The following is a 12,395-nucleotide window of genomic DNA, read 5'->3' as shown; positions in this document are numbered from 1 at the left end:
GGGCCGCCCTTGACGCGATGTCACAACCACCGGGTTCCATGGGTACATGACCACGTACCCGTCACGTTCGCACCCGTCGGTGAGGTCAGCCGGCCGTCGCCAGGATCAGCGGAAGGACCTGCCCGCCGCCGGCCTGGCGGATCAGGCGGGCGGCGACCGCCAGCGTCCAGCCGGAGTCGGAGTAGTCGTCCACGAGAAGGACGGGCCCGGGCGACTGCGCCAGGGCCGCGGCCAGTTCGCCGGAGACCACGAACGTCCCGGCCAGGGCCCGCAGGCGCTGGGCGGAGTTGCTGCGGCGCGCCGCGTGCGCGCCCTCCGGCCCGGTATAGGTCAGGGTGCCCAGGTACGGGAGGCGGCCGATGCGCGCGATCCCCTCCGCCAGGGAACCCACGAGCTGCGGGCGGGCGAGGGAGGGCACCGCGACGACGCCCACAGGCCGGGCGGAGGCGTCCGGGACCCCGGGGGCCCAGCCGCCCGCCGAGCGCGCCCAGTCGGCGAGGACGGCCACCGCGGCGTTCAGCACGTCCTCGGGGACCGGTCCGTCGGGGGCGTTCTCGGCGAGCAGCGGGCGCAGCCGGTTGCCCCAGCCGATGTCCGAGAGCCGCCCGAGCGCCCGCCCGGTGGAGCACTGCTCCCCTGCGGGGATGCGCCCCTTGAGGCTGACGCCCAGGGCGGCCATGCCGGTCGGCCACATCCGGCGCGGCTCCACCTCCACCCCGGGGCGCTCCAGTTCCTTCGTCGCGCCGGTCAGGGTCTCGGCCGACACGGAGGAGTCGGCCCAGGCGCCCGCGCAGTTGTCGCACCGGCCGCACGCGGCCGCGCCCTCGTCGTCCAGCTGGCGGCGCAGGAACTCCATCCGGCACCCGGAGGTGCTCACGTAGTCCCGCATGGCCTGCTGCTCGGCGGCGCGCTGGCGGGCGACCCAGGCGTACCGCTCGGAGTCGTACGTCCACTCCCGGCCTGTGGAGCTCCAGCCGCCCTTGACCCGCTTCACGGCTCCGTCGACGTCGAGCACCTTGAGCATCGTCTCCAGCCGCGTGCGCCGCAGCTCCACCGCCGCCTCCAGGGCGGGCACGGACAGGGGCCGCCCGGCGTCGGCGAGTGCCGCCAGGGTCTGTCGTACCTGGGCCTCCGGCGGGAAGGCGGTGTCGGCAAAGTAGCGCCAGATGGCCTCGTCCTCCTTGCCCGGCAGCAGCAGGACCTCGGCGTGCTCCACGCCGCGCCCGGCACGGCCGACCTGCTGGTAGTAGGCGATCGGCGAGGACGGGGAGCCGAGGTGGATCACGAAGCCGAGATCGGGCTTGTCGAAGCCCATGCCCAGCGCCGAGGTCGCGACGAGCGCCTTGACCCGGTTGGCCTGGAGGTCGTCCTCGGCCTGCAGCCGGTCGGCGTTCTCCGTCTTGCCCGTGTACGAGGCCACCGGGAAGCCGCGTTGGCGCAGGAACGCGGCGGCCTCCTCGGCCGCGGCCACCGTCAGCGTGTAGATGATGCCCGAGCCGGGCAGCTCGTCCAGGTGCTCGGCGAGCCAGGCCAACCGGTGCGCCGCGTCCGGCAGCTCGACCACGCCCAGGCGCAGGCTCTCCCGGTCGAGCGGGCCGCGCAGCACCAGGGCTTCACCGGCCCCTGTGCCCAGTTGCTCCGCCACATCCGCGGTGACACGGGCGTTGGCGGTGGCGGTGGTGGCCAGGACCGGGACGCCGGGGGCGAGCTCGGCGAGCATGGCCCGCAGCCGCCGGTAGTCGGGGCGGAAGTCGTGACCCCAGTCGGAGATGCAGTGGGCCTCGTCGACCACGAGCAGACCGGTCGTCGCCGCCAGCTTGGGCAGCACCTGCTCGCGGAAGTCCACGGAATTGAGGCGTTCGGGACTGACGAGGAGCACGTCGGTCTCGCCCCGCTCGACCTCCCCGTAGATGGCGTCCCACTCCTCCGGGTTGGCCGAGTTGATGGTGCGCGCCCGGATGCCTGCCCGCGCCGCCGCCTCGACCTGGTTGCGCATCAGCGCCAGCAGCGGCGAGATGATCACCGTGGGGCCGGATCCGCGCCTGCGCAGCAGTGCGGTGGCGACGAAGTAGACCGCCGACTTGCCCCAGCCGGTGCGCTGCACGACCAGCGCCCGCCGGCGCTCCTCCACCAGGGCGGCCACGGCCTGCCACTGGTCCTCCCGCAGCCGCGCCCCGCTCCCGGGCGCGCCGACGAGCTCAGCGAGGATGGCATCGGCTTCGGTGCGGAGCTCCAGGTTGTCCATGCCCCCATGCAACCGGATGGCACGGACAATCGGCCAATTCACCCACCGTAAGAAGATCGTCGCGGACCGTCCACGGGTCGGACACCCGCTCCACCCGGCCTCGACCCCGCGCCCGAAGGGGTGTTTCCGCTGGTGCGGGCGGTTCGGCCGGAGTCGAATGCGTCATCTTCACCTCGACGGGGCAAGGATATGAACGGCATACCGGCGAATTCCGGTCGGCGGCGCCAATTGCTCGTTGCCGCATGCTCGCGCACCACGCGAGAATTGGGCTGCCCCCGCTCGGCTCGACGGCGCTCTTCCGGGCCTCGCCGCAGCGCGCCCGCACGACAGCTGTGCCCGTCCGCGGGCGTGTACCCGAAGGGAGGACCGTGACCTTCGGATTCGCCCCGCCTTCGACGTCGTCACTGACCACGGCGGCCGGCATCGCCAGCCGGCACGGCAGACGGCTGGAACCCGCCGAGTGGACTGCGGCCGGCGTCCCCCTGCTGCGCGATCCGCGCGAGGTCGTCAGCGGGCTGCACGCCCGGCACGCTCCGGCGCCCTCGACGGCGGTGATCGCCGTGCTCGGCCCCGAGGAACGGCTCGTCGCGAGCGCCTCCTTCGTACAGCGCTCCTCCTCGGCCGACGGCTGGGAGTACCGCAACGCCCTGCTCGCGGCTCTGCGCCGGGTCATCCCGCACGACCTGCGGCGCCGGAGCCCGGTGCGGACCGCGGTGCTGCTGTACTGCCGCGAGGGCGACGAGCGGTGGACCGAGGAGGACGGCGCCTGGATGTGGGGGCTGCGGGACGCCTGCACCCTGCACGGGCTGCGCTGCGGCGCGTACATCACGCTGACCCGCGGCGGCTGGCAGGTGCTGGGCGAGGGCCGGGGCGGCCGGCATCCGGGCTCCGAATCGCGGCCCGAGCGCCTCGGCGACCACGTGTCCGACTTCCCCGCGGTGAGCCTGCGCACCGGCGGCGGCGCGAGCGAGGTCATGCGGCGCCGCACCGCCGCGCGCTGAGGGCTCGCCGTACGCCGGAGCCCGCCCGGTGCGCCGAAGCCCGCCCGCGCACCGTTCCCGTACGCGGGCAGCCCTCACGGCCGTACACCCTGGATCGGGCGTACGGCTGGTCGGGCCCCGGGCTTCAGCGGGGCCGGTCCGGCCGGCCCCGCCCCTTGCCCGTGCCGGACACGGGGCGTCAGACGCCCGTGCCCAGCACGGAGTTGATCTGCTGCGGGTCGCCGCACACGATCAGCAGCGTGCCGGCCCGCGCGAGCGCGGTCGGCAGGGAGGCGGCCGTCGCGCCGGCCGGTCCGCCGTTGACGGCGAAGACCACGACGGGACGGCCCGCGGCGCGCTCGGCCTGCGCCGCGTCCGCGTAGAAGACGTCGTCCCCGGCGTCGTGCAGGGCCCAGTACGCGGCCTCGCCGAAGGACAGCTCGTGCGCGGCCCACGGGTGCGGGTCGCCGGTGGTGAGCACCAGGACGTCGCCGGGCGCGCGCCCGGTGTCGAGCAGCAGGTCGACGGCCTCTTCGGCCGCGTCCAGCGCACCCTCGGCGGAGGCCGGGATCAGCTGGATCTGGGGCACCGCCGCGGAGACGGACGGTGCGGTGGGGGCTGCGGGTCCAGGAGTGGCCTGCGGCGCTCGCTGCGCGGGCGGCGCGGGCCTGGGAGCCCCGCCCGTACGGCTCGCCGCCGCGGGGGAGGGACCGGGGCGCCCGGGCCGCGGAACGGCGGCGGGACGCGGACCAGGTACGGGGCGGGGGGTCTGCGCGGTGCGGCTCGCGGCCGGCGTGACGCGGGGACCCTGGGCACTCTCGTGAATCTGAGGCTCCTCGGGGGTGAGAGGCATGAGTTGATGTCTATCAAACACCGGTACGAAACGTACCGGCGGGTGGCACGTGGGTGCGATCAGAAATCGAAGCCGAGTTGGCCTCCGTTTTCCAGCTCCGTCGCTTCCTCGCTGCGCCGCACCTTCTTGAGGTGCCGCCACCGGGGCAGCCCGTCGAGGTACGACCACGAGAGCCGGTGGTACGGGGTGGGCCCCAGCTCCTCCAGTGCGGCCCGGTGCACCGGCGAGGGATATCCGGCGTTGTCGCCGAAGGCGAACTCCGCGCATCCGCCGCCCTGTCGGCCGAGCTCGGCCATCATCCGGTCGCGCCGGACCTTGGCGATCACCGAGGCGGCGGCGACGGCGACGCAGGACTGGTCGCCCTTGATCACCGTACGGACCCGCCAGGGCGTGCCGAGGTAGTCGTGCTTGCCGTCGAGGATCACCGCGTCGGGCCGCACCGGCAGCGCCTCCAGGGCGCGCTCGGCGGCGAGCCGCAGGGCGGCCGTCATCCCGAGCGCGTCGATCTCCTCCGGGGAGGCGTGCCCGAGGGCGTAGGCGGTGACCCAGTCCTCCAGGACGTCGAGGAGCGCGTCGCGTCGTTTCTGGGTGAGCAGTTTGGAGTCGGTGAGACCGGCCGGCGGCCGGCGCAGACCGGTGATCGCCGCGCACACGGTGACGGGACCGGCCCAGGCCCCTCGTCCGACTTCGTCGACCCCGGCGATGACCTTGGCGCCGGTGGTTGCACGGAGGGAGCGTTCGACGGTGTGGGTGGGTGCTTCGTACGGCATGGCGCCAGCAAGGGTACGCCGCCCCGCGCCGCCTGCACACCCCGCCCCGGGTGGAGTCCGCGGGGCGTCTCACACCCTGAGCAGCGGCACCATCACCTGATCGATCATTTCCGCGATGTCCGCATCCGTCCATTCGCTCCCGCACACCTTCGCGCGGTACATCATCATGGCCGGAATGACGTCGATGACGAACGGACCCGCCGCGTCCGCACGCACGTCCCCCCGCTCGATCCCGCGCTGCACAAGCTCCCTGATCAAGCGGTGGGCAGGCTCGTGCAGCCCGGCGCGGACCACGTCGTGGAACCGGCCCGCATGCTCGTGGTCGCATTCGTGAAGGACCGCTCGCAGTGCCTGACCGGCGCGCGACTCCATCACGTCACGCATCCGCACACACAACCGGAGGAACTCGTCCCGGACGGATCCGCAGTCGGCGATCTCGCCGAGCGGGGGCAGCCCGGCCCGCAGCACCTCGGCCACGAGGTCGGCCTTCGAGGGCCACCGCCGGTAGACCGCCGCCTTGCCGGTGTGCGCGCAGGCCGCGACACCCTCCATGGTGAGCGCGTTCCAGCCGACGGTGCTCAGCTGCTCCAACGCCGCGTCGAGGATCGCCCGTTCGAGTTCCGGACCGCGCCTGCGACCCGGCGCGGCCACTGACCAGCGCGAACCCACCACCACCTCCACCTCCCGCAGAGCCGAAGGGGCCCTCGTACGCATTTCCAGCCTTAGTGAACGGTTGCGTTCACTAACCGGGGGCTCCTACCGTGGGGCCGCAGTGAACGGCTGCGTTCACTATTTCACTATGGGGGGATCCTCGGTGAAAAGTTCTCCACCCGCCACACCCCGGATACCGGGCGCGGCCCGCCGGGAAGGGCGGCCCGGCGTGGCCCTCACGGTCATCGCCGCCTGTCAGCTGATGGTCGTCCTCGACGCGACGATCGTGAACATCGCTCTCCCTCACATCCAGACCGCCCTGTCCTTCTCCACGACCGACCTGTCCTGGGTGATCAGCGCCTACACGCTGGCCTTCGGCGGCCTCCTGCTGCTCGGCGGCCGGGCCGGCGACATCCTGGGCCGCCGCCGCGTGTTCCTGACCGGCATCCTGCTCTTCACCCTGGCCTCCCTGCTGGGCGGCTTCGCCCAGGAGCCCTGGCAACTGCTGGCCGCCCGCGCCCTCCAGGGGGTCGGCGGCGCGATCGCCTCGCCGACCTCCCTGGCCCTGATCACCACGACGTTCGCCGAAGGCCCCGAGCGCAACCGCGCGTTCGGCGTGTTCGCCGCCGTCTCCGCGGGCGGCGGGGCGATCGGCCTCCTGGCCGGCGGGATGCTCACCGAGTGGCTCGACTGGCGCTGGGTGCTCTTCGTCAACGTGCCGATCGGCCTGCTGATCGCCGTGCTCGCGCCGCTCTACATCACCGAGTCCGAGCGCCACCCGGGCCGCTTCGACATCGCGGGGGCCCTCACCTCCACCGGCGGCATGGCCTCGCTGGTCTACGGGTTCATCCGCGCCTCCGAGGACGGCTGGCGCGACGGGGGCACCCTGGTCTCCTTCGCCGCGGCCGCGGTCCTGCTCGCGCTCTTCGTGGGCATCGAGTCGCGGGCCCACGAACCGATCATCCCGCTGCGGATGTTCGCCGACCGCAACCGCTCCGGCACCTACCTGATCATGCTGGGGCTCGCCGCCGCGATGTTCGGGATGTTCTTCTTCATCGTCCAGTTCGTGCAGAACGTGCTGGGCTTCTCCCCGATCCAGTCCGGGCTCGGCTTCCTTCCCGTGACCGTCGCGATCGTCACCGCGGCCGGGCTCTCGCAGCGCTTCCTGCCGCGCTTCGGACCCAAACCGTTCATGGTCACCGGCTCCGTCCTCACCGGCATCGGCCTGGCCTGGCTGACCTTCATCCGCACCGACAGCTCGTACGTCTCCGGCGTCCTCGGGCCGATGCTGGTCTTCGGCTTCGGCATGGGCCTGAACTTCGTGACCCTCACCCTGACCGCCGTCTCCGGGGTGGCCCAGAAGGAGGCCGGGGCGGCCTCCGGTCTGCTCAACGCCAGCCAGCAGGTCGGCGGTTCCCTCGGCCTGTCGATCCTGGTCACCGTCTTCGGCACGGCCAGCCGCAACGAGGGCGCGAAGCAGGTGCCGGACTTCATGGCCCACGCGGACCCCGATCAGATGGCGGCGTTCAAGGAGACCGGGCGGCTGCCAGACCCGTGGGGCGACCTCGTCCTCACCCAGGGCATCTCCACCGCGTTCGTCGCGGCCGTCGCCATGGCCGGGCTCGCGGTGGCCACCGCGCTGCTGGTGATCCGGGTGCGCAAGAGCGACCTGGACGCCCTGAACGGCGCCGCCGCGGAGGCCGGTCCGGCGGCCTGAGCAGCACGGCGTGGCGTACGGGGGCCCGGTACCGGTCCCCCGTGCGCGATCCGGCCGCTACCCGATGCGGCCGTGGAAGGTGCCCAGGCCCCGGCACACCTCGTACGAGGCCGTCACCGGGCGCTCGCGCAGGATCTGCCGGGCCCGGTACTCGCCGAGGCTGACCGCGTACCAGGGGACCCGGCCGCGGCGCGACAGGTCGTCGTTGATCCCGCGCAGGGCGCAGGATCGGCGGGGTTCGGGCAGCCGGTCCAGCGCGGGCACGGCGTCCGCCGACAGGTCCTGGAAGTAGGCCAGGTCCAGCTTGCCGGACTGCTCGAAGCGGGCCACGTTCGTCTCGGCGACCATCCCGTCCGGGGACAGCAGCCCGAAGGCCAGGACGGCGGCGGCCATGCTCGCCGCGACCGCCCGCGGCAGCAGGCGGGCGCCGAAGGCACCGGCGGCCATGATCAGCACGATCACCAGCCCGAGCCACAGCTCCATCGCGGCCACCGACACGCGCAGCCGGGTCAGCCCGTACGCGTCCACGTACAAGTCCATCCGGCGCAGCGCGGAGGCGACCACGACCAGGGTCAGCGCGCACAGCGTGCCGAGGACCACGCGGACGAACCGGCGGTCGCCGTCTCCGGCCCGCGGGGCCCAGCGCAGGGCGAGCGCGATCACAGCGAGGGTGAGCAGGGTGGCCCAGAGCAGCTGCCAGAAGCCCTGGCGGGCGTACTCGGCATGGGTGAGCCCGGTGCTCTCCAGGACCTTGTCGTAGCCGCCGAACAGGACCGCGAGCTGGACGGCGTTGAAGCCGGCGAAGAGCAGGTCGAGCACGATGAGCGGAAGCGCCCATTCGAGGCGCGAGCGCGGCCTTCCGGGCGCGATCCGGATCCGGTCCCAGCGCGAGGGCGCGGTGGCGGCGCGGGCGGCGGCGAGCGCGAGGACGGCTCCGAGCAGGAAGAGCACGAGGCGCAGGGGGCCGTCGCCGATGGAGATCTCGGGGGTGAGCCCGTCCAGCAGGTCGGCGAAGGCGGCGTCGGCGGAGGCGAACAGGGTGCCGAAGAGCACGAGCAGGACGAGGGCCACGGCGGTGGCCTTGACCACCGGCAGCCAGCGGGCGCGGTCGACCCCGCTGCCGCGCGAGCGCAGACCGCTCCAGGCCCAGCGGACCCCGAGCACGGCGGAGTCGAGGAAGCCGAACGGGCTGAGCAGGACGCCGGGCCAGGTGCGGCTGCCGTGCAGGGCCAGCGCGCCCAGCAGGACGGCGGCGAGCAGTGCGAGGGCGGACGGCCAGCCGGCGTCGCGCAGCGCGGGGATCGCGAGGAGTGCGACGCACCCCAGGGCCCAGGTCACGCTCCAGGCCCGCGCACGTCGCCGGGCCTCTCGGGCGGCCAGGTACGCGCCGATGACGGCGGGCACGGCGGCGATCAGCAGTCCGAGTCCCAGCCCGTCGCCGAGGAACAGGCCCGAGGCGAGGCCGGCCGCCACGGCGGCGAGGAGCACGGCGGTGGGCACCGGCGCGGCCGGAGCCGGCCGGACGGCCTCGGCCCAGGCAGGCGGCAGGACGGACCAGGCCCCGGAAGCGGCCCGCTGTCGACGCACCTGGTAGGCCTGCCAGGCCTTGGGATCCCATCCGTCCGGCGCCCCGCCGCCGACCGCGGCCCCGCCGCCGACCGCAGCCTGCGCCCGGGCCGCGCCGGGCGCCGGCGCCCCGGCCCGTCCCGCCAAGTGCGCTCCGCCGGCCCCTCCCCCGGTCACACTCCCGGTCACGTTCCCGGGCTCGCCATCGGTGTTCTCCGGCATCGGGTTCCCCTCCCCTGTCGGCCGCCCGCGTCATCGCGACGGAGGCGGCGGAGCGGACAGGTTAGGCCCGTGACATGCGGGTTCAGCCCGCCGGGAAAGCCCCTGTGGCAGGACCGTGACAATCGCCGCGGCCCATGTCCCCCGGGGTCAGCGCACCGCCGTCTCCGGCAGCCAGGCCGGCAGGGCCTCCGTACGGGACAGCCAGGCGGCCGGCAGTGCCGCGTCGCCGCGCGCCCCCAGCACCCCGCCCACGATGGCGCAGGTCGTGTCCACGTCCCCGCCCACCTGCGCGGTGGTCCAGAACGCCCGCTCGTAGTCGTCCAGCGACCGCGCCGCCGACCACAGGGCGAACGGCACCGTGTCGTGCGCGCTCGTCCGCCGCCCGCAGCCCAGTACCGCCGCGACCGTCGTCGCATCGCCGTAGTCCAGCATGTCCCGGGCCCGCCGCAGTCCCGCCCCCACCGCGCTGCGCGGCACCAGGGCGATCACCCCGTCCAGCAGGTCGCCGGCCTTCGGCGGACCCGCCGGGTCCGCCGCCAGCGCGGCCGCCGCCGCCACGGCCATCGCTCCACAGACCGCCTCGCGGTGCTGGTGCGTGGTGTAGGCGGAGATCTCCGCCTGGTGCGTGGCCTGCTCCGGATCGTCGGCGTACCAGGCACCCAGCGGAGCGATCCGCATGGCCGCGCCGTTGCCCCACGAGCCCTGCCCGTTGAACAGCTCGGCGGCCAGCGTGCGCCAGTCCTCGCCCTCCCGGACGAGGCGGAGCATCCGGTTGACGGCGGGCCCGTAGCCGCGGTCGAAGTCGTGGTGGTGGGCGAAGGAGCTCGCCAGGGCGTCCTGGTCGATGCGCCCGTGCGCGGCGAGGACGGCGACCACCGAGCAGGCCATCTCGGTGTCGTCGGTCCACTGCCAGGTGCCGGTGCCGGCGGGCAGCTCGCGGCGCTTGAGGAGGGGGTAGTTCACGGGGACGAAGTACTGGGAGCCCAGGGCGTCACCCAGGGCCAGCCCGCGGAGGCTGGCCAGGGCGCGTGCGTAGCGCCGTTCGGAAGCGGAGTCAGCGGTCATCCCGCGTCAGTTTAGCCGTCCAGGTCATAAGGCTCCGGTGTGGTCCACCTCTCAAACGGGCGGTCCATCCGGTAGCGCCCGTCCGGTCCCAGCAGGAGCACCCGGTATTCGCCGTTCCCGGGGTTGGACAGCGCCTCGAACTCGGCCACCGACCAGTGGAACCACCGCATGCAGAACAGCCGCATGGTCAGCCCGTGCGTCACCAGCAGCACGTTCGGCGGGTGGTCGGGCGCCTCGAAGCTGCGGTAGAGGCTCTCCAGGAAGGATCCGACCCGGTCGTGGACGTCCGCGCCGGACTCCCCCTGCGCGAAGCGGTAGAAGAAGTGCCCGTACGCGTCGCGGTAGGCCTTCTGCAGCCGTACGTCGTCCCGGTCCTGCCAGTTCCCCCAGTCCTGCTCCCGCAGCCTGGGCTCCTCGCGCATCCGCACCCGCCCCGGGTCCAGCCTCAGCTCCCGGAAGGTCTGGAGGGTCCGGCGGTACGGGGAGACGTACGCGCTGATGGCCTCGTCCCCGAAGAGCCCGCGCAGCCGTACTCCGGCCTCCGCGGCCTGCTCGCGGCCCTGGGCGGTCAGCCGCAGGGCGTGGTCGGGCTCCCGTTCGTACACCGTGTCATCGGCATTGCCCTCCGATTCCCCGTGCCGGACAAGGACGATGCGCCGTGGTCGTGCCATCCCCCGACCCTATGCGGCGGCCGGCGGGCCGAGCACCCGGGCTCGCCGGTCGGCCCGCCGATCGTCGTACGGTCATACCGTCCAGGTGGGTTCGAGGTCGACGACGTCACCGGTGAGGGCTTCCACGTCGGCCTCGGTCTGGGCGCGCAGCGAAAGCCGCTCGACCCGCTCCTGGCGGTATTTGCCGTGCTCGGCGGCGGCATGCCACATCGACAGGACCAGGAACTCCCGGCCCGGCGCCTCCCCGAACAGGCCCCGGATCATTCCGGGTGAGCCGGCCATGGCCGGGTTCCACACCTTCTCCTGCATGAGGGCGAAGTGGTCCACGCGCCCCTCCCGCACGCGTGTGTGGGCGACCCGCACGACGTCCGCGTCGGTGAAGCGCGGCTCGAAGCCGGTCTTCACGTCGAAGCGGTGGTCGAAGAGCGTGACCCGCGCGTTCGTGTAAGTCCCGGTCTGGGACGCGGCGAGCCGGTCGTGCGAGCGGGCCATGAAGGAGTCGTAGAACGAACGGCTCTCCCAAAACGCGAAGACATGCGCCACCCCCTGCCGCCCCCGGCTCCATCCGCCGCCCTGTCCCCGGAATCCCGGCTCGCCGGGCAGCCCCGCCCATTTGCGCTGCCCGCGCTCGAACCCGCGTCGGTCCGTCACCGTGCAGCGAATCCACTTGACCAGCACCGCGCCATCGTACGGGCCCGGCGCGGCCCCGGTCAGTCCTCAGCGCGGTTGATCCGCACCAGTTCCTCCGCATCCCGCCCGGACAGCCGAAGCCCGAACTCCCGGTCGAGCAGCGCGAGGAGCTCATCGGGGTCCGCGGAACGCCGCTCGACCCGCCCGTCGGCGTGGAGCCGGGTGAGCTCCCGCCCCACGAGCGCCCGGCGGACGGGACTGCGGACGGAGTCGCCCGGGTGCTGGACGATCACCCTCCCGACGAAGACGGAGCGCGGGTGGGTGGAGCTGTAGTGGTTGAGCAGGACGTAGTCCACGGGGTGGTAGCGCTGCGGGGAGAACGCGTACAGGTCCCGCCAGACGCCCTCGCGCAGGATGGACAGCGCGAGGATCCCCTCTTCCTCCTCGCGGACGGCGTACGTCCACTCCCCCTGCACCACCTCGGCACCGGGCCGTGCCAGCGGGACGGGCTCGCGCGGCCCCTGGTGCCCGAACCCGGCATCGCACAGCCAGGGTTCGCCCTCGACGGTGACGACGAGGACGGCGTGCGTCACCGCGAGGAGGGTGTCCCCCCGGGTGCGGTTGCGGGCGCCGCGCCCGGAGACCTCGAAGCCGATCCGCTCCAGGGCAGCGGCCAGCAGCGAGTTCTGCTCGTAGCAGTAGCCGCCGCGGCGGCCGTGCACGAGCTTTTCCTCCAGAGCCTTGACGTCCAGCTCGACGGGGCGGCCGAGCAGCACGTCCAGGTTCTCGAAGGCGATGGCACCGGTGTGGGCCCGGTGCACTGCGTACAACGTCCCGAGGTCGGCCCGAAGTTCCCCGCCCTCCCCGACCGGTCCGTCGTATCCGATCCGCGCCAGATAGGCGTCCAGATCCAGCTGTTCACCACTCCACATGTCTCCCCCGTCTCCCCGCTGCCTCGGTCCAGGCCGTCCCTGCCCGGCGCGGGCCGCCGTCCCCTCCCGGAAAATCCGGGACGCCGGCGCCTG

11 protein-coding genes are annotated in these 12,395 nt (G+C 73.5%); 2 read left to right on the top strand and 9 right to left on the bottom strand.

The genetic code is table 11. The annotated features are described in order from the left end of the window. Positions 1–85: 85 nt before the first annotated feature. A complete protein-coding gene (locus tag ACFYXV_RS17755) occupies positions 86–2,245 on the bottom strand; it encodes a RecQ family ATP-dependent DNA helicase (protein WP_389383376.1) in 2,160 nt (719 codons plus the stop codon). Between the two features lie 368 nt (positions 2,246–2,613). Between ACFYXV_RS17755 and ACFYXV_RS17750 the strand changes: the two genes are divergently transcribed. After that, positions 2,614–3,246: a hypothetical protein gene (locus ACFYXV_RS17750; RefSeq protein WP_385460339.1), complete on the top strand. Its 633-nt coding sequence runs from the start codon at positions 2,614–2,616 to the stop codon at positions 3,244–3,246. Positions 3,247–3,424: 178 nt separating this feature from the next. Here the strand turns inward: ACFYXV_RS17750 and ACFYXV_RS17745 are convergent, their stop codons facing one another. The 3 genes from ACFYXV_RS17745 to ACFYXV_RS17735 form a co-directional block, all read right to left on the bottom strand. Further along, positions 3,425–4,078, bottom strand: a complete 654-nt coding sequence (locus tag ACFYXV_RS17745; protein WP_389383374.1) for a hypothetical protein — start codon at positions 4,076–4,078, stop codon at positions 3,425–3,427. A 59-nt stretch (positions 4,079–4,137) separates the two neighbouring features. Beyond that, the gene (locus tag ACFYXV_RS17740) at positions 4,138–4,848 is read right to left on the bottom strand and encodes a ribonuclease HII (RefSeq protein WP_383337329.1); all 711 of its coding nucleotides are present in this window, start codon (positions 4,846–4,848) and stop codon (positions 4,138–4,140) included. Between the two features lie 69 nt (positions 4,849–4,917). After that, positions 4,918–5,520, bottom strand: a complete 603-nt coding sequence (locus ACFYXV_RS17735; protein ID WP_385460857.1) for a TetR/AcrR family transcriptional regulator — start codon at positions 5,518–5,520, stop codon at positions 4,918–4,920. 127 nt (positions 5,521–5,647) lie between these two features. On the opposite strand from ACFYXV_RS17735, the gene ACFYXV_RS17730 reads away from it, so the two are divergent. Beyond that, positions 5,648–7,216 carry an MFS transporter gene (locus ACFYXV_RS17730; protein WP_385460336.1) on the top strand — a complete coding sequence of 523 codons (1,569 nt, stop codon included), beginning with the start codon at positions 5,648–5,650 and terminating at the stop codon, positions 7,214–7,216. Positions 7,217–7,273: 57 nt separating this feature from the next. Here ACFYXV_RS17730 and ACFYXV_RS17725 read toward each other — a convergent pair whose 3' ends face one another. The 5 genes from ACFYXV_RS17725 to ACFYXV_RS17705 form a co-directional block, all read right to left on the bottom strand. Beyond that, positions 7,274–9,004: a DUF4153 domain-containing protein gene (locus ACFYXV_RS17725; RefSeq protein WP_389383372.1), complete on the bottom strand. Its 1,731-nt coding sequence runs from the start codon at positions 9,002–9,004 to the stop codon at positions 7,274–7,276. 147 nt (positions 9,005–9,151) lie between these two features. Beyond that, entirely contained in the window at positions 9,152–10,069 is a 918-nt protein-coding gene (locus ACFYXV_RS17720; RefSeq protein WP_383337323.1) for an ADP-ribosylglycohydrolase family protein, read from the bottom strand. 11 nt (positions 10,070–10,080) lie between these two features. Continuing rightward, positions 10,081–10,740: a histidine phosphatase family protein gene (locus ACFYXV_RS17715; protein ID WP_389383370.1), complete on the bottom strand. Its 660-nt coding sequence runs from the start codon at positions 10,738–10,740 to the stop codon at positions 10,081–10,083. Between the two features lie 72 nt (positions 10,741–10,812). Further along, entirely contained in the window at positions 10,813–11,418 is a 606-nt protein-coding gene (locus ACFYXV_RS17710; RefSeq protein ID WP_383502104.1) for a YdbC family protein, read from the bottom strand. Between the two features lie 32 nt (positions 11,419–11,450). Next, positions 11,451–12,302 (bottom strand): arylamine N-acetyltransferase, encoded by an 852-nt coding sequence (locus ACFYXV_RS17705; protein WP_385469782.1) that lies wholly within the window; start codon positions 12,300–12,302, stop codon positions 11,451–11,453. Positions 12,303–12,395 lie beyond the last annotated feature (93 nt).

This window comes from Streptomyces sp. NPDC002181 (assembly GCF_042890485.1).
Taxonomy (GTDB): domain Bacteria; phylum Actinomycetota; class Actinomycetes; order Streptomycetales; family Streptomycetaceae; genus Streptomyces.
Note: the sequence above shows the minus strand (reverse complement) of the source record. Positions and strands in the feature narration are given on the sequence as shown.

Coding starts and splice junctions, on each gene's coding strand:
- ACFYXV_RS17755 (WP_389383376.1), bottom strand. CDS start 2,245: ATGGACAACCTGGAGCTCCGCACCGAAGCCGATGCCATCCTCGCTGAG.
- ACFYXV_RS17745 (WP_389383374.1), bottom strand. CDS start 4,078: ATGCCTCTCACCCCCGAGGAGCCTCAGATTCACGAGAGTGCCCAGGGT.
- ACFYXV_RS17740 (WP_383337329.1), bottom strand. CDS start 4,848: ATGCCGTACGAAGCACCCACCCACACCGTCGAACGCTCCCTCCGTGCA.
- ACFYXV_RS17730 (WP_385460336.1), top strand. CDS start 5,648: ATGGGGGGATCCTCGGTGAAAAGTTCTCCACCCGCCACACCCCGGATA.
- ACFYXV_RS17725 (WP_389383372.1), bottom strand. CDS start 9,004: ATGCCGGAGAACACCGATGGCGAGCCCGGGAACGTGACCGGGAGTGTG.
- ACFYXV_RS17720 (WP_383337323.1), bottom strand. CDS start 10,069: ATGACCGCTGACTCCGCTTCCGAACGGCGCTACGCACGCGCCCTGGCC.
- ACFYXV_RS17715 (WP_389383370.1), bottom strand. CDS start 10,740: ATGGCACGACCACGGCGCATCGTCCTTGTCCGGCACGGGGAATCGGAG.
- ACFYXV_RS17705 (WP_385469782.1), bottom strand. CDS start 12,302: ATGTGGAGTGGTGAACAGCTGGATCTGGACGCCTATCTGGCGCGGATC.